Source organism: Ruegeria sp. AD11(2025) (assembly GCF_056542405.1).
Genome location: NZ_JBQFZU010000035.1, coordinates 1 through 20,197 on the forward strand (window position 1 = coordinate 1; position 20,197 = coordinate 20,197).

Annotated in this window: 16 protein-coding genes and 3 pseudogenes; 8 read left to right on the top strand and 11 right to left on the bottom strand. The window is 56.6% G+C overall.

Going from position 1 to position 20,197, the window contains the following annotated elements; translation table 11 throughout:
* Both ACR1XY_RS21415 and ACR1XY_RS21420 read left to right on the top strand, forming a co-directional pair.
* The coding region (locus ACR1XY_RS21415; protein ID WP_480596305.1) for a hypothetical protein at nucleotides 1-415 on the top strand (415 nt) is incomplete at its 5' end.
* A gap of 122 nt (nucleotides 416-537) precedes the next feature.
* Nucleotides 538-690 (top strand): annotated as a pseudogene (locus ACR1XY_RS21420) (DDE-type integrase/transposase/recombinase); the annotation flags it as partial.
* Between the two features lie 472 nt (nucleotides 691-1,162).
* On the opposite strand, the gene ACR1XY_RS21425 reads toward ACR1XY_RS21420, so the two are convergent.
* From ACR1XY_RS21425 to ACR1XY_RS21435, 3 genes and pseudogenes are all read right to left on the bottom strand, one after another.
* Entirely contained in the window at nucleotides 1,163-3,046 is a 1,884-nt protein-coding gene (locus ACR1XY_RS21425) for an SLC13 family permease (RefSeq protein ID WP_480596308.1), read from the bottom strand.
* A gap of 369 nt (nucleotides 3,047-3,415) precedes the next feature.
* A pseudogene (locus tag ACR1XY_RS21430) lies at nucleotides 3,416-3,917 on the bottom strand (IS6 family transposase); the annotation flags it as partial.
* Between the two features lie 177 nt (nucleotides 3,918-4,094).
* On the bottom strand, nucleotides 4,095-4,562 hold the full coding sequence (locus ACR1XY_RS21435; protein WP_480596374.1) for an Lrp/AsnC family transcriptional regulator: 468 nt from the start codon (nucleotides 4,560-4,562) through the stop codon (nucleotides 4,095-4,097).
* 150 nt (nucleotides 4,563-4,712) lie between these two features.
* Between ACR1XY_RS21435 and ACR1XY_RS21440 the strand changes: the two genes are divergently transcribed.
* Genes ACR1XY_RS21440 through lpdA form a run of 5 tightly spaced genes read left to right on the top strand, consistent with a single transcriptional unit; the run spans nucleotide 4,713 to nucleotide 10,657 of the window.
* Nucleotides 4,713-5,786, top strand: coding sequence for a Leu/Phe/Val dehydrogenase (locus ACR1XY_RS21440; RefSeq protein ID WP_480596310.1), 1,074 nt, complete (start codon nucleotides 4,713-4,715; stop codon nucleotides 5,784-5,786).
* On the top strand, nucleotides 5,783-7,018 hold the full coding sequence (locus ACR1XY_RS21445) for a thiamine pyrophosphate-dependent enzyme (protein ID WP_480596312.1): 1,236 nt from the start codon (nucleotides 5,783-5,785) through the stop codon (nucleotides 7,016-7,018). Before ACR1XY_RS21440 ends, ACR1XY_RS21445 begins: the two co-directional genes overlap by 4 nt.
* Nucleotides 7,019-7,021: 3 nt before the next feature.
* The gene (locus ACR1XY_RS21450; RefSeq protein ID WP_480596314.1) at nucleotides 7,022-8,035 is read left to right on the top strand and encodes an alpha-ketoacid dehydrogenase subunit beta; all 1,014 of its coding nucleotides are present in this window, start codon (nucleotides 7,022-7,024) and stop codon (nucleotides 8,033-8,035) included.
* A gap of 3 nt (nucleotides 8,036-8,038) precedes the next feature.
* Nucleotides 8,039-9,295: a dihydrolipoamide acetyltransferase family protein gene (locus ACR1XY_RS21455; protein ID WP_480596316.1), complete on the top strand. Its 1,257-nt coding sequence runs from the start codon at nucleotides 8,039-8,041 to the stop codon at nucleotides 9,293-9,295.
* On the top strand, nucleotides 9,296-10,657 hold the full coding sequence (gene lpdA, locus ACR1XY_RS21460; RefSeq protein ID WP_480596318.1) for a dihydrolipoyl dehydrogenase: 1,362 nt from the start codon (nucleotides 9,296-9,298) through the stop codon (nucleotides 10,655-10,657).
* Between the two features lie 118 nt (nucleotides 10,658-10,775).
* Here lpdA and ACR1XY_RS21465 read toward each other — a convergent pair.
* The 7 genes and pseudogenes from ACR1XY_RS21465 to ACR1XY_RS21495 all read right to left on the bottom strand — a co-directional run.
* Nucleotides 10,776-11,230 (bottom strand): annotated as a pseudogene (locus ACR1XY_RS21465) (DDE-type integrase/transposase/recombinase); the annotation flags it as partial.
* A gap of 15 nt (nucleotides 11,231-11,245) precedes the next feature.
* Entirely contained in the window at nucleotides 11,246-12,163 is a 918-nt protein-coding gene (locus tag ACR1XY_RS21470; protein WP_480596320.1) for a hypothetical protein, read from the bottom strand.
* 9 nt (nucleotides 12,164-12,172) lie between these two features.
* Nucleotides 12,173-13,486 (bottom strand): TRAP transporter large permease, encoded by a 1,314-nt coding sequence (locus ACR1XY_RS21475; RefSeq protein ID WP_480596322.1) that lies wholly within the window; start codon nucleotides 13,484-13,486, stop codon nucleotides 12,173-12,175.
* 4 nt (nucleotides 13,487-13,490) lie between these two features.
* Entirely contained in the window at nucleotides 13,491-14,024 is a 534-nt protein-coding gene (locus ACR1XY_RS21480) for a TRAP transporter small permease (protein ID WP_480596324.1), read from the bottom strand.
* Nucleotides 14,025-14,090: 66 nt separating this feature from the next.
* A complete protein-coding gene (locus ACR1XY_RS21485; protein WP_480596326.1) occupies nucleotides 14,091-15,068 on the bottom strand; it encodes a TRAP transporter substrate-binding protein in 978 nt (325 codons plus the stop codon).
* A 50-nt stretch (nucleotides 15,069-15,118) separates the two neighbouring features.
* Nucleotides 15,119-16,369: an NAD(P)/FAD-dependent oxidoreductase gene (locus ACR1XY_RS21490; RefSeq protein ID WP_480596329.1), complete on the bottom strand. Its 1,251-nt coding sequence runs from the start codon at nucleotides 16,367-16,369 to the stop codon at nucleotides 15,119-15,121.
* On the bottom strand, nucleotides 16,366-17,499 hold the full coding sequence (locus tag ACR1XY_RS21495) for an enolase C-terminal domain-like protein (RefSeq protein ID WP_480596331.1): 1,134 nt from the start codon (nucleotides 17,497-17,499) through the stop codon (nucleotides 16,366-16,368). Before ACR1XY_RS21495 ends, ACR1XY_RS21490 begins: the two co-directional genes overlap by 4 nt.
* 96 nt (nucleotides 17,500-17,595) lie before the next feature.
* Here ACR1XY_RS21495 and ACR1XY_RS21500 point away from each other — a divergent pair, with 96 nt between their 5' ends.
* Nucleotides 17,596-18,516, top strand: coding sequence for a LysR family transcriptional regulator (locus ACR1XY_RS21500; protein ID WP_480596333.1), 921 nt, complete (start codon nucleotides 17,596-17,598; stop codon nucleotides 18,514-18,516).
* Here the strand turns inward: ACR1XY_RS21500 and ACR1XY_RS21505 are convergent.
* Nucleotides 18,477-20,171 (bottom strand): thiamine pyrophosphate-binding protein, encoded by a 1,695-nt coding sequence (locus tag ACR1XY_RS21505; RefSeq protein ID WP_480596335.1) that lies wholly within the window; start codon nucleotides 20,169-20,171, stop codon nucleotides 18,477-18,479. The two genes, ACR1XY_RS21500 and ACR1XY_RS21505, sit on opposite strands and share 40 nt — an antisense overlap.
* Nucleotides 20,172-20,197: the final 26 nt, after the last annotated feature.

The following is a 20,197-nucleotide window of genomic DNA, read 5'->3' on the forward strand; positions in this document are numbered from 1 at the left end:
GCACCTGAAGGGCACTTCATATGAAGTCACACAGTCTCTGGATGAATTTGCGTTGGACGTGCCGGAAAACTTCCAGTCAAGATATCTAATGAAAACTCCAAGTAAGGGCATTGATGATATGTTGAAGGAATTCACGGTTTTCCCGATGGAAAACTCAATCCCCGGGGTCTCGAATATCCTTGAAAAGGAATTTGGATGTCCTCCCGTGGAAACGGAAATTAGGAATCGGACATCAGACTTCGTGCGTGAGAAGCGGTTGCAGACGAAACAAGACCTTTCGAGGGCTACACATGCCAAACTGGTCGAAAGGCACTGTGCTGACCGTGAGTTGTATGAGAGGGCAGGTGGAAAGATTGATCTCGACCCGGTGAAATCGACACTATGGTCGCAGTTCCAGAAGCGCTTTGCCGGCTGAGTTAAAATTACGGATAGCTTTTGTCGGATCACTTAGTTGGTGAGACTGAGGCTGCAACAAAATCAATTACTTAGCGTTTTTAGTTTCTGAGACTCTGGAATTTGCAAATTTTTGGCTGAACTGTGTCCGCCGCTAACGAGTTCCACGAAAAGTCCACACGACCGAACCAGCTCTGGCAGACCGACTTCACCTATCTGAAGGTCATCGGCTGGGGCTGGTTTTACCTGTCGACCATTCTCGATGATTACCGAAGCACGGCTTGGTCAATTGCTTGGACCCATTGAAACTAAAGAGCCTACAATATGTTCTTCTTTCCAGAGCCCGATGATGTCTACAAAGTCGTCGGTGGCAATCTGACCTCCTTCATTCTGGGCAGTAATCCGCCATTACATTCTCCCTTGATTGAGGTGGTCGAACAAGAATTGCGGCCTGGATCCTAACTTCGCTCCCCTTGCATGAAAACATAGCCTCGCCAGGCCGCGATGCGGCGGCCGTCCGCATGCCCGCTGGGTAATACGCGCAGTTACGCAAACTTGGGGTTTGCCTGCGCGCCTGCCGCGGGCTTTTTTGTTCGGAGATCGGGTTGGGGCCCGATGTCCTTTACATGATACGCCCCGCCAGCAGACTCGAAGTTAAGCTCGGCGCTGGTTATTAAGCGTTTGTAGGATGATCGTTTAGTCATGCGCAGAGGCTTCGGAGGCACTCTGCCCGGCTCAAGAGGCCTTCTGACAAGACCGATCAGGATGTTCAGTAAATCACGTTGAGCATCAGCAGCGAAACCACCAGGAACAGAACGGTCATAACGCCGCCGGATCGCACAAAGTCCATTACCTTATAACCCGCCGGCCCCATAATCAGTGCGTTTACCTGATGGGTGGGTATGATGAAGCTGTTCGAGGTCGAAATCGCAACTGTTAGCGCAAATACGGCTGGGTTACCGCCAGCGGCTACCGCAATCGAAACGGCAAGAGGCACAAGCAGGACAGTGGCTCCGACATTTGACATAACCAGTGAAAACGTCGTGGCCAGTATCGCGACGCCAGCTTGAAGCGCCCAAATGGGCCAACCGTTCAAAATGATCATGATTTGCTGGGCGATCCACGCCGCAGTACCAGTATTTTGCACCGCTTGTCCCAGCGGTATAAGGCATGCCAGCAGAAAAACCGTGTTCCATCCCACCGCTCGATAAGCCTCATCGACACTGAGTACACGTGTGAGCATCATTCCGGCTGCACCTGTCAGAAGGCAAAGGGATAAACGAACGTCGGTAAACAGTATCAGCGACAGCGAAATCGCAAAAAAGGCCAAAGCCCAACCGACCTTCTGTGGTCGCAATTCATCTTGCGGAAAATCCGTTGTCACGACCACAAAGTCAGGGTCCCGTTTAATCCGCATCAGGTTGTCCCACCTTGTATGTGCAACAAGCATGTCACCAGCGTGAAATTCTTCTAGCCCGATCTGAGTGGACTCATGCGTTTCAGTCTCTACATGGCTGAGCGTTTCTTCTCCTCGGTGAATAGCGAGCAGTGACATGCCGTATGTCTTGCGAAACAAAAGCTCGCGGGGGCATTTCCCGATCAGCTTGCTGTCAGGTGTCACAACGACTTCGGCTATTCCGGCATTTGTTGGTGCAAATTCTTCGACGAAGATATCCAGTTCAGGTAGAACAGTCAGATCGAATTTTTCTGCGAACTGCTCGACAACCAGGCGATTTCCTATGATGGCAAGCCTGCACGGGGCAGCGATCTCGGCCGTCAGGACCTGGACCATAGAAGTTTTGCCGCGATAAAATGTGGATATTATGTAGAGATGGTTTTCATGGTTTATGTCAGCCAGTATCTGCCCAACCAGCGGGCTCTTTTCCGGCACGATTACCTCGAAAACATCCGCCTGCAACCCGTAAACCCGCTGCAGGTATTCCTGCGTACCTTGCCCTGTGCCTGTATTTTCAGATCCGGCATCTCCGGGCAGTACCCAGCGTCCCAACAGCAGAAAGTACCCGATCCCGGTCAGGATTAAGACCGCACCGATTGGCGTCACCGAGAAGAGGCCGAAAGGTTGAATTTTCTGGCCTTCGGGCAGGCCCTCATTTGCAGTTTGGACCAGGTCGTTCAACAGGATCAGCGGAGATGAGCCAACCATTGTCATCGTGCCGCCAAGGATTGCGCAAAACCCCATGGGCATCAGCAGGCGGGATAGGGGTATTCCGGACCTCGAGGAAATGCGGCTGACGACTGGCAGAAACAACGCAGCCGCCCCGACATTCTGCATGAATGAAGAAATAACCCCGACCGTACCTGAAACGATCGGCAATACCCGGTTTTCAGCTGTGCCACCATATTTGAGAATGACCGCAGCAACCTTGTTCATGATACCGGTTTTGTCCAAACCAGCACCGACAATCATGACCGCGATTATAGAAATCACAGCGTTCGAAGCGAATCCATCGAACAGGTGCGTAACATCCGCAAGATTCTCAAGCCCCGGTGCGTAGCTGAGAAGACCGACGAGAACCAGAACCAGTATGGCTGAGAGGTCAATTCTGACAATTTCTGAAACGAACAGGAAGACGGTGAAGGCCAACAACACGCAAACCACACCCATTTCAAACGTAAAGGCAACTTGTTCCACGGATTTCACCGAGACTTTTGTTTTTTGGTTATTGTGAACACCTAAACTATCGCGCTTGCGCTGTCATGATGTTTCGTTTTTCGCAATAAAAACGAAACAAAGTTTCGAGACTTGACCGCCGATTTTGGTGAACTGCAATCCAAATACAAGATGCGATCTGATTTAGTAAATTCTGAAGCTGCTTCAATCTGGATAGGTGTAGTAATCGCCACCCAGTTTAAGCAAAGCAAACGAAGGAACCGAACTCAACGCAATCTGCCTTTTGCGACAATGTCCAAGCGCCGGGATGCTGCTTCGCAACTGACCCAAAGCAGACGGTGCTGTCAGGCAAATTTGAACCAACCTCAGCCAGGCCAGTAGAGCTGTCCTTTAGCCCGCGCCAAGTTGACGCCACTCGGCCAGAACGGCGGGGCGGTTCAGCTTGAAAGTGTCTCGGCTGGTGAAAGATCTTTCCTGGTTGAGATGGTTGAAGACGGAGGAGTGTACTGCGGCAGATTTCTGCAAACTTCGCATGTGCCTGAAATGCTGCATTGCGCATTCATTTCGTCGGAACGGCAAGTGTGAGTTCTCAACTCGATTATTGAGCCGCCTGCTCGTTTACTGTTTTTCCCTGACACCAAGCTCTCTGAGCGCGCGCGATATGACGCGAAGCGATCTGAAACGATTTCACCAGCAGTATCGTGTCGACTCATCAATTGTATGAAGAATTTCAATGCCGCTCGCTTGTTTCGATGCTTTGGGGCCACGGAATCGAGAACCTCGCCCCGTGATCAACGGCGTGACACAGGTAGCGCCGTTCGCCATTGATCTTCACAAACACTTCGTCGAAGTGCCACTTCCACTTTGAGTATACCCGCAATTGCTGCACTGCAGCTTCCACGAACCAGGTCTTAAAGAAGGGTTTGTCGAGCGCGAAGTTCATCAATCTCCCTATGAGTTGCTTAAGTTAAGTCGAACCTCGCGCATTCGAAAACTAACCCGTCAATTTGATCAGTGACGCAAAGGTGTCTTGTCCCTTTGAGCAGCCGAGTCTTACCGATCCCGACCTTCAATACGGGATGCGCGCCCGGCTGATGAATTGACGCAGCGCGAACCGTGAACGCACCACGCGTAAGCCCGGCAACCGCATTAGTTTTGTCTGTAGGAACGTTTCAAACTCTTCCAGGCTTTCAACTGCAACTTCCAACAGGAAATCCTGCGCGCCGGTCATCAACGTTCCGGTCACTACCTCGTCAAACAGCGCGACCTGGCGCTGAAAGTCTGCCACTTTCTCTGCGTCCTGCCTCTCGAGTTCGACCGAGACGAAAGCCGTGATCGGAAAGCCCGCCGTTTTACGGTCGATGCGGGCGCTGTAACCCGAGATAAGCCCGGATTCCTCAAGACGCGCCAACCGGCGTTTGCAAGGTGTGGCGGACAGGCCAATGCGTTCCGAAAGTTGGACCAATGACATACGCCCGTCTTCTTGCAGTGCACGAAGAATCTCTCGATCTACTTGATCTGTAGTGTAAGGCACTATGAAACCTAATTTTTGTAGTGTAATCCACCAAGTTTGCTTCAGAATACCCTGGATAAGCGGTTTTTCAACCCAGCGCAGGATAATAGGCTGGAAGAAATGATCCTAACGGATCGAAGTGATTACGCCCCGCCCTTCTAAAAAAGAGAAACCATGCCCCTGATCATCACGGAAGAAACCCCGCCACCCGGATATGAGCGCCTGATCTTTGCTGAGGATGCCAGTAGCGGGTTACAGGCCTATATCTGTTTGCACTCAACAGTTTGCGGCCCGGCGGCGGGAGGCTGCCGAATGTGGGCTTACGAGAGCCGGGAAGCTGCTCGTGAAGACGTGTTGCGGCTGGCACGCGGCATGACCGCCAAGAATGTTATGGCCGGACTCGGGCTGGGCGGTGGCAAATCGGTGATCATTGGCAATGCCCGTAAAGACAAAACCCCGGCAATGCTGCGCGCCTTTGGTCGCGCGGTCGACGCTCTGGACGGGCAGTACTATACCGCCGAAGATGTGGGTTTCTCACCCGAAGACATTCGGATTGTGGCCGAGGAGACGGATTTCGCAGTTGGCCTCGAAGGTGGGGAGCATGGCAGCGGTGACCCGTCCCCCTTTACCGCCGAAGGGGTTTTTCAGTGCCTGAATGTCGGCGCAAAAGACGTATTCGGGAGCGACGATCTGACCGGGCTTCGCGTGCTGGTTCAGGGATTGGGCCATGTGGGGATGAGCCTGGCGGAAAAACTGCATGCCGCAGGTGCCTCGCTGATCGTGTCGGACATCAATCAAGCCGCGCTTGACCAAGCCCGCGACCGGCTGCGTGCGGATATCTGCCCTGTGGATCAAGTATTTGACGCACAGATGGACATTTTTGCGCCCTGTGCTCTGGGTGGCATTCTGACCCATGACAGCGCGCAGAGACTGACGGCGCGTCTGGTCTGTGGCGCGGCCAACAACCAACTTGCTGAAGACGCGGTTGCCGAAACCCTTGGCGCGCGCGGAATTCGCTATCTGCCCGATTATGTGGTCAATGCGGGTGGCATCATCAGCGTGGCAGGTGAAATACACAAGGTAGGTGAGGCATATCGCCAGGCTAGGCTCAAGGAGGTCGCCACGCGAATTGCAGAGATCCTCGCAACCTCGAAACGCACCGGCCAATCGACCACAAAGGTCGCCGCCCAGGTAGTCGATGAAATTCTAAATAGCGTCCGTGACCACCGCCAAGAGGGTGCAGCATGAGCGAAACAACCAAACCGCTGTCGTTGAACGTTCCTGAACCGGGCTGCCGACCAGGCGATACACCGGATTTCTCGGATTTCGAAATTCCCCGAGCGGGTGAGGTTCCGCAGCCGCCGGTCGACGTGGCGGCGGATGACATTCGTGACATGGCTTTTTCGATTGTTCGGGTTCTGAACAAAGAGGGACAGGCCGTCGGTGAATGGGCAGGGGCAATGACGCCTGATGAGCTGCGCATCGGCTTGCGCCATATGCTGACCCTGCGCGCCTTTGACAAGCGCATGCTGATGGCGCAACGTCAGGGCAAGACAAGTTTCTATATGCAGCACCTGGGCGAAGAGGCGATCAGCTGTGCCTTTGCTCGTGCGTTGCAACCCGGTGACATGAATTTCCCGACATATCGTCAGGCCGGACTACTGGTTGCAGTAGACTATCCGATGCTGACGATGATGAACCAAATCTATTCCAATGCCGATGACCCGCTGCACGGTCGTCAGTTGCCAATCATGTACACTTCGAAAGAACACGGGTTCTTTTCGATCTCAGGCAATCTGGGCACGCAATTTGTGCAATCGGTGGGCTGGGCCATGGCCTCAGCCATTTCTGGGGATACCAAGATCGCCGCCGGTTGGATTGGCGACGGCTCAACCGCGGAAAGCGATTTTCATGCGGCGATGGTGTTTGCCTCCACCTATAAAGCGCCCGTTGTTCTGAACATCGTCAACAACCAATGGGCCATCTCGACCTTCCAAGGGATCGCCCGAGGTGGGGTTGGCACTTTTGCCGCGCGCGGCCACGGGTTTGGTATCCCCTCGCTTCGTGTCGATGGCAACGACTATCTGGCCGTTCACGCAGTCGCCAAATGGGCCGCCGAGCGCGCGCGTCGGGGGTTGGGCCCAACCTTGATTGAGTATGTGACTTACCGCGCGGGCGGGCATTCTTCGTCGGACGATCCTTCGGCCTACCGTTCGGGTGAGGAAGCCAGCGCCTGGCCGCTCGGCGATCCGATAGAACGCCTGAAGAAGCATCTGATCACGATCGGCGAATGGTCCGACGAGCGCCATACACAGGCTGAGGCCGAAATCATGGATGAGGTCATTGCGACGCAGAAACAGGCCGAAAGCGTCGGTACCCTGGGCGACGGCAAGGCTCCATCGCCCCGTGACATGTTCGAGGGTGTTTATGAAACAATGCCGCCGCATCTGGTCCGGCAGCGCCAGCAGGCGGGGTATTGAGAGATGGCTCAAATGACAATGATAGAAGCCATTCGTGATGCCCATGACGTGGCTATGGCCGCCGATGACCGTGTGGTGGTGTTCGGCGAGGATGTAGGGTTTTTCGGGGGTGTTTTTCGTTGCACCGCCGGTTTGCAGGAAAAATACGGCAAGAGCCGCTGCTTTGATGCGCCGATCAACGAAAGCGGCATCGTCGGCACCGCAATCGGTATGGCCGCCTATGGTCTGAAGCCGGTGATCGAGATTCAGTTCGCCGATTATGTTTATCCCGCCTATGACCAGATCGTGAGTGAGGCCGCGCGTTTGCGCCACCGCTCGAACGCCGACTTTACCTGCCCGCTTGTCATCCGCATGCCCACGGGTGGTGGAATTTTCGGCGGCCAGACCCACAGCCAGAGCCCGGAGGCGCTGTTCACCCATGTGTCGGGCCTCAAGGTGGTGATGCCGTCAAATCCGGTGGATGCCAAGGGCCTGTTGCTTGCGTCGATTGCCGACCCGGATCCAGTGATCTTTCTGGAGCCCAAACGGCTTTATAACGGGCCGTTTGACGGGCATCACGATAAACCGCTGACAACCTGGAAAAAGCACGCCCAGGGCGACGTGCCCGAAGGCGATGAGATTGTGCCTCTGGGCAAGGCCAAGGTCACCCGCGAGGGGGCGGATGTGACCGTCTTGGCCTACGGAACCATGGTTTATGTGGCCGAGGCCGCCGCAAAGGAAACTGGCATTGACGCCGAGGTGATCGACCTGCGGACACTTATGCCGTTGGATCTGGATACGATCACCGCCTCGGTGAAGAAGACCGGCCGCTGCGTGATCGTACATGAAGCCACGCGCACGTGCGGCTTTGGCGCCGAGCTGCTGAGCCTTGTGCAAGAGGAGTGCTTCTATCACCTCGAAGCGCCAATTATCCGTGTCACCGGTTGGGACACACCTTATCCGCATGCCCAGGAATGGCAGTATTTCCCGGGCCCAATGCGGGTGGGTGAAGCCCTCAAAACCGTCATGGAGGACTGAACCATGGGCGTACATATCATCCGTCTTCCGGACATCGGCGAGGGTATCGCCGAAGCCGAATTGACCGAATGGCAGGTCAAGCCTGGCGATATAGTCAGGGAAGACGATATTCTGGCTGTGGTGATGACCGACAAGGCCGCAGTCGAAGTGCCTTCATCCGTCGCTGGCAAGGTTTTGGAATTGGGTGGGGAGATCGGCGAGTTGATGGCCGTTGGCGCCACTCTGATCCGCATTGAAGTCGACGGAGAGGGCAACGAAGGCGATGCGCCTGCCGTGGCCGAGGCGACCGACGTTGAGCCGGAACCTGAACCAGATCCGAAGGTCGAGCCCAAGCCTGATCCCGCAAAAGCACCCGAACGGGCCGCACCTGCGGTGGCGCGCGCCCAAGGCACCAAGCCGCTGGCCTCACCCTCGGTACGCGCTCGTGCCCGTGAAGAAGGCATCGACTTGCGCCAGGTGCCGGGGTCCGGTCCGGCCTCGCGGATCAGCCACAACGATCTGGATCAGTGGATTGCTTCGGGCGGCATTCAGCAGGGTCAGATCACCCGTGGCGCCAATACCGGCATTGAAGAGGTGCGCGTCATCGGCATGCGCCGCAAGATTGCCGAAAAAATGCAGCTTTCGAAACGCCAGATCCCGCATATCACCATCGTTGAAGAGGTCGAAATCGAGTCTCTCGACGCCCTGCGGGTGGCGCTGAATGACAAGTACAAGGGCCACAGGCCAAAGCTGACAATGCTGCCGTTCCTGATGCGCGCGATTGTTGAAGCGGTGCGCGAACAGCCCGGATTGAACGCCCGTTTCGATGATGAGGCCGGCGTCATCCATCGCCATGGTGGCGTGCATGTGGGCATTGCCACCCAGACGCCAAACGGGCTGAACGTGCCGGTAATCCGCCACGCCGAAGCGGGTAGCCTTTGGGACAATGCCGCCGAGTTGACCCGCCTGGCCGAGGCTGCCCGCGAGGGCACGATCAAGCGCGAGGAATTGCAGGGCGGTACCATCACCATAACCTCGCTCGGGCCGCTGGGTGCGTTGGCCACCACACCGATCATCAATCATCCCGAGGTAGCCATTGTGGGTGTCAACAAGATGCAGATCCGCCCGGTTTGGGATGGTCAGCAGTTCCAGCCGCGCAAGATGATGAACATCTCGTGCAGCTTCGATCATCGTGTGGTCGACGGCTGGGATGCGGCTGTCTTCGTGCAGAAACTGAAATCCCTGCTGGAAACCCCGGCCATGTTGTTTGTGGAGGGCTGAATGTCGGACCTGAAATGTAAGTTGCTGATCATCGGCGCTGGTCCCGGCGGCTATGTCTGCGCCATTCGTGCGGGTCAGTTGGGCATCGACACGATAATAGTCGACGAGGCCAATCCCGGCGGCACCTGTCTGAATGTGGGCTGCATCCCCTCTAAGGCGCTGATCCACGCGGCCGACGAGTTTCACCGGATCACAGCGGTCAATGACGGCCCGCTGGGCATCACCGCTGCCGCCCCAAAAATCGACCTCGCCAAGACCGTCGCCTGGAAGGACGGTATCGTCCGACGGTTGAATACCGGTGTCTCGGGTCTGATGAAAAAGGCTGGCGCGAGGTTTGTTTCAGGCCGTGCTCGGTTTTTGGACGGCAAGACGGTGTCGGTCACAGATACCGAGGGAGAAAGCCGCGAAATCAGCGCCGAATATATCGTCATCGCCACAGGCTCGGCCCCTGTTGAACTGTCCTCACTGCCATTTGGCGGCGATATACTGTCCTCAACCGAGGCGCTGGCGCTGGGCGACGTACCTGAAAGCCTTGCCGTTGTTGGCGGCGGGTACATAGGGCTGGAACTGGGCACGGCCTTTGCCAAACTGGGCACCAAGGTCACAGTTGTAGAGGCCGAGGCCCGTATACTGCCCACCTATGACAAACCGCTGACCGAACCGGTGACGAAACGTCTGTCGGCACTGGGTGTCACGGTCATGACCGACACCAGGGCGCAAGGCTTTTCCGATGGTGTTTTGGCCACGGATCAGGGCAATGTTGCCGCCGACAAGGTGCTGGTGACCGTTGGTCGCCGCCCACGCACCCATGGTATCGGGGTTGAGGAACTGTCGCTTACAATGGACGGTCCGTTCATTCGGATCGACGAGACCTGTCAGAGTTCGATGCGGGGCATCTATGCAATCGGGGACGTTACAGGCGAACCCATGCTCGCCCATCGCGCCATGGCGCAGGGCGAAATGGTCGCCGAACATATCGCGGGCCACACCGTCGCGTGGGACAAACGCGCGATTCCGGCAGTCTGCTTCACCGACCCCGAGATCGTTACCTGTGGCGCTCTGCCCGGCGAGATTGACGGCACAAACGCAACCGATTTTCCGATGGCGGCCAATGGCAGAGCCATGACATGCGAACGTGAAGACGGATTTGTCCGCGTGGTCTGGCGCGAAACCGACCATGCTGTTGTGGGCATTCAGGCTGTCGGCGCGCAGATGTCGGAGCTGTCGGCTGCGTTCTCGATTGCCATCGAAATGGGTGCCTGCCTTGAGGACATCGGCGCAACCATCCACGCCCACCCGACCCAGTCCGAAGGCCTGCAAGAAGCTTGTCTGAAGGCTCTGGGTCAAGCCCTGCATATCTGAAGTTCAGGCGGAAACTCTGCCAGCTCGCCTTCGGTCGGGCTGACCTCTTCTGGCTGTGTTCTGTCAGACAAATTCGAACCAGCCTCAGCTCGGCCTGTAGAGCTGCCCTATAGGCCGCGCCAAGTTCACGCCACTCGGCAAAAGCTGCGGACCGTATCAGCTTGAAAGTGTCTTGGCTGGCAAGAGATCTTTCCTGGTTGAAGAAGGAGGAATGTACTGCGGCAAATATCTGCCAACTTCGCAAGTGCCTGAAACGCTGCATTGCGTATTCGCTTCGCCGGAACGGCAAGTGTGAATTCTCAACTCGATTGTTGAACCGCCTGACCGTCATTTGTTTTTCCTTGGCACCAAGCTCTCTGGTCGCGGTGCGATATGGCGCAAAACGACTTGAACCGACTTCACCGGCAGCACCGTGGCGCCTCATCAGTTTTTCTTCTTTCCACCCACTTGTTTCGGCGTTTTGGTGACCACGGCTTCCAGCACCTCGCCCTCATGATCGACGGCACGCCAAAGGTAGTGCCGTTCGCCATTGTTCTTCACAAACACATCGTCGACATGCGGTCTCGATTTTGATTGCGTGCTATATGATCACGTACAATACATCCGGCGCATGACCAAAGGCGTCAGGTACATCGGAATCTGATAGGCACCGATAAACACCATGATCGGCGCCGTGACCTCGGGCGGCAGAGCCACGAAGAACAATGCAATGTTGCGATTTCCGGCGATCAGAGACACTGCGGTCGCTTGAGCCGGACGCAAGCGATTGCGTGCAAGTCGTAAGGTGGCGATCTGAGCGCCAAAATTCAAGAAACAGGCGAAGGCGATCCAGAACCCGGCAAGCCACGGATCATTCAACGCCGTTGTGCTGACCGACGGCATCAAGCCAATGACGAAAACTGCCAACGTGATCGCAGCCAACCCTTCAAGTTTCAACAGCGTTGTTTGCGAAGGATTGCTTAGAAGGGTCAGGCGCAGCCCGACGGCAACAAGCGTCACGATAGAAATCGTCAGAAACAGCTTTACCGCAGCCTTCAGGACCGCCGATAAATCTCCAAGCTCAGGCATAAGCCAGAAAACCGGCAGAGCCGTCAGGGGCAACGCGGCTGTCCCGACCACAACCAGACGCATCGCGTGCTCGGCGGGATACCCCATCATCATACAAAGGTTCGGACTGCCTGAGATCGAGGGCGCGGCGGTCATGATCAGCAATGACAAAATGACCGCCGTTCCCGTCCATCCCCCGGCAATCGCTATTGCGAGAACGGCAAGTGGCATTAGAACCTGAAACCCGACAACTGTTGTTGTGACCTGACGCAGATCCGCCAAAGATCCCAGAATGGCCGCTGGCTCCATCCGTAGAATGGTCACGAACAACAGAAGAGCAACTAGAGGCGGGAGCAAAGGCCGCATTGGCTCGGCCAGTCCCGGCAGCAACAACCCCACGACCAGTCCAGAGACCAGAACGTAAGGGCCATTTTGCGCCGCCCAGAGCAGCAGTTTCACTGCGCCACCTTACCCGCCCGGTGTCCCGCGCAGGTTTTCGGGCAACCACGTTGCGAGGTCAGGGAACCAGATCAGGATAAAAACCATCAGCACCATGATCAGGAACATCGGGATCGCGGCGCGGGCGATATAGCTCATCTCATGGTTTGTCATTCCCTGCATCACGAACAGATTGAACCCAATCGGCGGCGTAATCTGTGCCATTTCGACAACGACGACGATGAAGATACCGAACCAGATCAGGTCTATCCCGGCATCGCGGATCATCGGTTCAACCACCGCCATGGTCAGCACAACCGAGGAAATGCCGTCGAGGAAACAACCCAGAACGATGTAGAACACCAGCAGGACCATCAGCAGCTCGAACCGGGTCAGTTCCCACCCGGCGATCAGGTCGGCCAACCCACGTGGAAGGCCGGTAAAGCCCATCGAAAGCGACAGGAACGCTGCACCTGCAAGGATCAGCGCAATCATCGCACTGGTCCGAGTAGCGCCCATCAGACTTTCAGTGAAGGTCTTCCATGTCAGCGACCCCTGCCCTGCGGCCAACAGCAATCCTCCGATCACGCCAAAGGCAGCAGCCTCGGTCGCGGTGGCATAGCCGAGATACATCGAACCGATCACAACCACGATCAGCAAGATAACAGGCAACAGAAAACGAGAGTTCTTGAGCTTTTCGGAAAAGGTCAGCTTACCTTCCTGGTTCGGATTCCAGTCCTTGCCAAACTTGGAATAGATCGCGACATATCCCATGAACATCGCGGCCAGCACGAGGCCCGGCAGGATACCTGCAAAAAACAGCTTGGTGATCGATTCATTGATCGTAACGCCATAGACGATCAACGTCAGAGATGGCGGGATCATTAGGCCGAGCGTGGCCGCCCCCGTAAGAGTGCCAATGATCATACGCTCGGGGTACTTTCGCTTACGCAGCTCGGGGATCGACATCTTGCCGACCGTGGTCAGGGTGGCAGCGGAAGAGCCCGAGACGGCAGCGAATACCGTGCAGCCTACAATATTAGTATGCACCAGTCCGCCGGGCAGCGGAGCCATCCAAGGGGAAAGACCCTTGAACATATCCTCGGATAATCGCGTTCGATAAAGGATCTCGCCCATCCAGATGAACATGGGCAGCGCTGTCAGGGTCCAGGACGAGGACGCTGACCAGATGGTCGTGATCATAACGTCGCCCACGGGGCGGGTCGTGAACAACTCCATCCCGACCCAGGCAACGCCCATCAGGGCAAGACCGACCCAAACACCAGTTCCGAGGAGGGTAAAGAGAACAAAGAGGAAGAGAATGATGACAGACAGGTTTTCCATGCTCTTATTCCCCGTGGCTCTGATCAGCCAAATCGCGGACGATGCGGTGATCGCCCTTGAAGATGACGTGGATGAGGTGATCGGTCAGAGCGATTGCAAGGATCACGGCGCCGATCAGCATGGTGGATTGTGGAATCCAAAGCGCGGTTTTGTCCTGCCCCTGGCTGATATCGTTGAACTTCCAGCTCCAGTAGACGAAGCGATAGGCGTACCAGCAGAAGTACCACATAACCGCGGAGCCGATGGCAAAACACCAGATTTCAAGGATGCGCCGCGCGCCTTCCGGAACTGCGTTCAGCAAGATCGAAACACGGATATGGCTGCCGCGGTTCAACGCATTGGCAAAGGCAAGAAACGAGGCAGCTGCCATCGCATACCCAGCATAATCAGGTGCACCGGGAAAGACTTCTCCGGTCCAGCGCGCCAGCATCTGCACCACGATCAGCAACAGAATGGCAATCAGGCTGAGCGCCGCCAGAACTCCTGCTGCCAAATAGATGAAATCCAGTACGGACCGAAGCCCTCGCAATACCGCCATACCGTCCCCGTTAAGTTATGATTGGATGGGTTAAGGGCGGCGAAAAAATCCGCCGCCCGCGTGCAGTTACTGCGACGAATTGAATGCATCGACGATGGCCTTGCCCTCGTCGCCTGCGGCTTCCAGCCATTCATTGGTCATGGTGACGCCGATTTCCTTCAGTTCCTGAACCATCTGATCGGACGCAGGACCAACGGTCATTCCACCATCGCGCAGACCTTGTAGCGTAAAGCCGGTGTATTCCTTGGCCCGCCAGTTGCCAGCGTATTCCGCCAGTTCCGCGCACGCTTTGATGACGTTCTTATTGGCGTCGGACACGCCAGACCAAATGTCGGAGTTCACCATCACGTAATTGCGCGGCAACCAAGCGTCGACCTCATAGAAATAGTTCAGGCTTTCCCATACCTTGCGGTCATAGCCGGTCGAACCTGAGGACACCATCGAGTCTGCAACTCCGGTGGCGAATGCCTGACTGATTTCAGCTGCTTCAATGGTCACCGGCAGCATCCCCGTCAACTCGGCCAGACGCGAGGTCGCGTTGTTATACGACCGGAATTTGATGCCTTCCATATCGGCGACCGAGTTCACCTCATTCTTGAAGTACAGCCCCTGCGGCGGCCACGGCACAGCGTAGAGCAGGGTCAGGTTCTGTTCTGCCAGCAGCTTTTCAAGCGAGGGTTTGGCGGCTTGCCACAACTTTTCGCTGTCATCGAAGGACGTTGCCAGGAACGGGATCGAGTCAAACCCGAACAACGCGTTTTCATTCTGGTGGCCGGACAGCAGGCGCTCACCGATCGGAGCCTGCCCGGTTTGAATCGCGCGTTTGATGTCGGCGCCTTTGAACAACGAGCCCGAGGGATGCGTGACGATTTCGATCTCACCACCGGTGCCGGTGGTCACGCATTTGGCGAATTCCGCGCCCGTGGCCGAGTGGAAGTTTGACGCGGCATAGGCCATCGGCATGTCCCACTTCTCGGCTAGCGCAGGTGCGGCTGAGGCGGCCGTAAGGGCCGTCGCCGTCAGAAGGTTTGTTAGTTTTTTCATCACATTCTCCCTATTGAATATTGAGCTGCCATTTTGTCATCAGCCTATTATTATGTTGCGAAACGTGAGGGTGCGTAGACGCTCATATCGGCGTTCGGGGTTCTGCCCGCGATCATCTGTGCCAGAAGACGCCCAGTTTTGGGCCCGCCCGTCAGGCCGATATGATGGTGACCAAACCCCATGAACGCGCCGTCAATCCCCGGAACATCGCCGATGATCGGGATCGAGTCCGCCGGCGCCGGCCTGTGCCCCATCCATTCCACTTCCTCCTTCCATGTCACACCCGGAAGAGCCGCGCGCGCATTCTTGCGCATCAACTCGAACGGTGCGCGCGAGGGCGGAGCTTCCAATCCTCCGAACTCTACAATTCCCGCCAAGCGTATCCGCCCGTCCATAGGCGTGGCAACAAACTTGCCCGACGCGACCATAACCGGACTGCGCGGCATTGCAGAAGGGGCCACTAATTCAAGATGATAGCCTCGTTCGCTTTCAAGCGGGACAGAAATACCCAACCGTTTTGCCAAAGGCCCAGACCAAACTCCTGCCGTAATGATGGCTGTGTCGCATGGGATGGTTTCGCCATTCGCACGCACACCCGTGACGCGGCCCTTTTCACGCACGACATCTTCGACACAGGCGCGGATCACCCGGCCTCCGTTCGCCTCGACATGTGTGGCCAAGTCCTTCACATAGCGCCCAGGATCCGTGATATGTCCATGCTCAGACAGTTTGGCGGCGAAACCGATGTCCGGGCTGAAGACCGGGTCGTAGTCATGGAAAGCCTTGCCTTCCAATTCATCCCACTCAAACCCGTGCTTGCGCCGAATGCTCCAGCCGAAGGCATCTTCTTCGAATTGGGTGCGGTCATTGTAAAGGAACAGGTAATCTGACGGTACGATCCACTTTTCCGCAGCTGTGCCAGAAGCCAGAGCCTTGTGATCGTTCAAGCTGTCTCCAACTATCGGCGCAAGGGCCGCTGCAATCCGCGCGACATCATCGGCGTTTGCATGGCTTAAGTATTTTTTCAGCCACGGGATCAGCTTGGGCAGGTATCCCCATTTCAGGAACAGAGGCTGAGACGGGCTGAACAACATCTTTGGTGCCTTGCCCAAAAGGCCGGGAACTGTCACCGGCACGATGGAACAGGAGGCCAGAACCCCGCCATTACCATGCGAGGCTCCTTCACCCGGCCCGGCCTTGTCGATCAGGATCACATCGTGACCGTCACGCTGCAGCCAGACCGCTGCAGAGACGCCTACGATACCGGCGCCGATAATGGCTATGGTCATTTTTTCGCTCATGCCGCCACGGCCTTGGCTGTGGCATAGCGATTCAGCTTTGCTACATCGGGCCTGCCGCCCAACCCGGGCCCTGTAGGGACGACAACTTGGCCGTTTTTGATCCGAAATGGCTCTTCCAGAATATCCTCCTGCAGGAAATACGAGGCTTGATAGAACTCGCATCCAAGCGTGATTTCAGGGGTCGCCGCGATCATGTGGGTACCCGCCAGATGCGCAAGACCAGCCTCGAACATGTCGCCCCCATAGGCCATCAGACCATGCGCCGCTGCTATACGGGCGACCGTTTGGCCGCGTGTTAATCCGCCCGATTTCATGATCTTCACCGACACACCGTCGCAAATCCTTTCACGCGCGGCGCGCTCCATATCTTCGGGGCCAAAGACGCTTTCATCAGCCAACAGGGGCACGTCGACCATCTGCCGCAACCTTGCCATCATACCGTAATGATGCGCGCGCACCGGCTGTTCGATAAAGTCCGGATTAAACTGGGCCGCGTCTCGTATCTGTGCCGGAGCTTCTTCGATATCGAGCCCTTGGTTATAGTCCACCCGTACCGAGAATTCCGGATAATTCTGCGCAATGTGCTCCAGTCGCATGATGTCGAACGCATGATCCTTGAACCCGGTCTTGAGCTTTATGACCCGAACGCCATCCTCCTTCAGCCGAGACATGAGATCGATATCCTGTGCAAACTCAGGGTTTGCAATGGAACAGCTGAGTGGAATCGCGTCGCGGCAGCGACCACCCAGCAGAGACCAGACCGGAACACCAGAAACACGGCCAGCGAGATCCAGAAGAGCGGTTTCCAACGCTGCTTTGGCTTCGGTGCAATGCGCCACAGCGTACGCCGCACATGCCATGATTGCTGCGCGATCACCAATTTTTGCCCCCACAACAAGCGGTCGCAGATAGCGATCCAGCGCTGCATAGCTGGCTTCGGGCGTGCCGGTGAACACTGACCACGGTGATGCCTCTCCGAACCCTTCTGATCCGTCCTCTGCCGTTAACCGCAGGACGACAACCTCGCAGGTGCCTTCCACAGAGCCAATTCCGTGGTCCCGCCGCGACGTAACCGGCAGCTTCAGGTGCCACAGATCAAACCCAATGATTTTCTGGTTCAGATCGCTCATTTCATCCCCTGTTGATGAAAAGAAGCCTGCCTTGACCAGCATATCATTTCAAATACTATATATTTGAGTATTCATCAGAAAAAGTGATGCTATCTGATGCCCCTGAGGTTTCGCCAACTACAAGCGTTCCACGCCATTATGGAGACCGGAACCGTGACCGGTGCGGCCTCGGTTCTGGGCATCTCGCAACCGGGGATCAGCAACCTTCTGGCACAGCTTGAACGTGAGGCACGGTTGCCGCTGTTTGAACGAAACAGAGGCCGCCTACTGCCGACGCCTGAGGCCGAGTTGCTCTATCACGAAGTCGACACAGTGGTGCGCGGGTTGGATCATGTGGCGCAGGCTGTGACGGACCTGCAGAACAAGCACCCGGGTCAGTTACAGGTCGCTGCTCCTCATTTGCTCTCGTTCGGATTCATGCCCCGAGAAATCGCGCGATTTGCCAAGAGTCGCCCAAATCTGGCGGTCAGCTTTCAGTCGCAATACTCGTCGAAGATTCAGGAATGGGTGATCTCGGGCCTTTTTGAGATCGGTATTGTCGAGATGCCGATCCTGCACGACACGCTGAACTATCAGGTATTTCAATTCGAAACGCTGGCGACATTTCCCGAAGACAGCCCACTTGCAAAACACGACGTGCTGACGCCGGAGGTTCTGGAAAACGAGCCCTTCATCGTCATGGGCCCCGAGCACCAGACCCATCGAAGAACCCGTGACATTTTTCATAGCGCCGGGCGCAAATGGCGAACTCAGATTCACACGCATCTTTCTGAGAACCTGCTGAGTTTCGTAAAACAGGGCATGGGCGTCGCAATGATAGATCCGTTTACGGTCAACTTTGACGGAGAGAGCGGATATCAAACCCGCCCCTTCCGGCCCGCAGTCATGCTGGACCTCGCTATCATCACGGCCAAGGGCCGACCCCTTTCGACCATCGCGAAGGAGTTTTTGGCTCAGCTGACTCCGTCAATCGCCTCTTACGCAACCCATTCCGAAACGGGTGCTGCTGCCTCGTGAAGTTGTTGCGAGTGGATATCGACCAGCGTGGGACCGTCATGTTCGACGGCTTGTTTCAATACTTTGGGCAGGTCGTCGGGGTCTTTGACCGTCCATGATTTGACCCCAAAGGCAGACGCAACCGCTGCGTGGTCAGTGCGGTTGAAATCGACGTTATAGTACCGCTGGCCGAACCCGGATTCTTGGCCAGCCTTGATCCAGCCAAAGACGGAATTCGAGAACACGATCGAGGTGATCGGCATCTTGTGCCGCACCATGGTTTCAAACTCGCCGCAGGTAAACCCGAACGACCCATCACCCATGACAGACAGTGTCTTGACGGACGGGCGGCCCACATGCGCGCCCATCGCCGCGCCCAGCGAATACCCCAACGCCCCATGCGCCCGGTTGGTGATGAAGTGCCGCCCAGATTTGCGCCAACGGTAATGCGCACTGAAATATGGGCAAGGTGTACCAGGATCGGCGACGACAATCGCATCATCATCGAGGATGCCCATCAGTGAGGCCATGACGGCCTCAGGCCGGATCGGGGTCTCACGGCTTGCGGCTAGCGGGGCGAACGCGGCCATCTTGGCCTCCCACGCTGCGTGAGCCTTAACTTCGCCGCCGAAGCTTGGCAGGTCCTGCCGTGCTTCCAAGGCTTTTGCCAGTGCCTCCAGCGCCAGACGAGCATCGGCGCAGATGGCCACTTCGGTCTGATAGTTCGCACCGATCACCATCGGGTCACTGTCAATGTGGATGATGGTGGTATTACGAGCCGGGCTCCTCCATCGTTCTGTAGTTACCGACCCGGCACGGCATCCGATGAACAGAACCACGTCTGCCTGATCGATCACGGCGCGGGTCGCGGGAACACCCCCATTCGACCCGACGACCCCCAGGGCCAGCGGGTCGGTCTCGGCGATGGAACCCTGCCCCGAAACCGTTGTGGCCACTGGCATATCCAGCAAACCCGCGACGCGATGCAACGCGCTTTCGGCCCCGGACAAGACCGGGCCGCCGCCACAGACGGCCACGGCAGATTTGGATTTGACCAGTATCTCTGCCGCAGCTTCAATAGCATCCAGATCGGGTCCGGCCCGCTCTGCCGGATAACTGCGGTGTCGTGCGTCGGCCCAGATCTCGACCTCATCCACCTGCGCCTTCTGAGTATCAAACGGCAGCGCCAGATGGGTCGCACCGGGTGTGCCGGTTGTCATTGCCCGGAACGCTGACCGCACCATTGCCGGCAGCCGTGCCGCGTCGTCCAGCGAGGCATTCCACTTGGCAAGAGGCCGGAACAACCCAGGTTGGTCCAGCTCGGTCAAAGGATATTTGCCCCGGCTGGTCGTCGCCACATCCGTGGTGATCGCAAGAATCGGTACTGAGCTTTCGTTGGCCTCGACCACCCCCGGCAGGATATAGGTCGCACCGCCACCAGAAGGCCCTTCGCAAACGCCCGGTTTGCCGGTTACGCGCGCATAACCATCTGCCATATAGGCCGCGTGCCGTTCATCACGGGTTAGAATGTGCTGAATACCATGATCCATCCGCGCCATCGCATCGTAGAAGGGCAGCGTGGTATCTCCGCACAAGCCGAACATATGCTTCACGCCATGCGCCTCGAGCATACGCACCATTGCCTCAGCCCCGGTCAGATAGTTCGTCCCTGTCATGGTTAGCGATTCCTTCGATTCACACC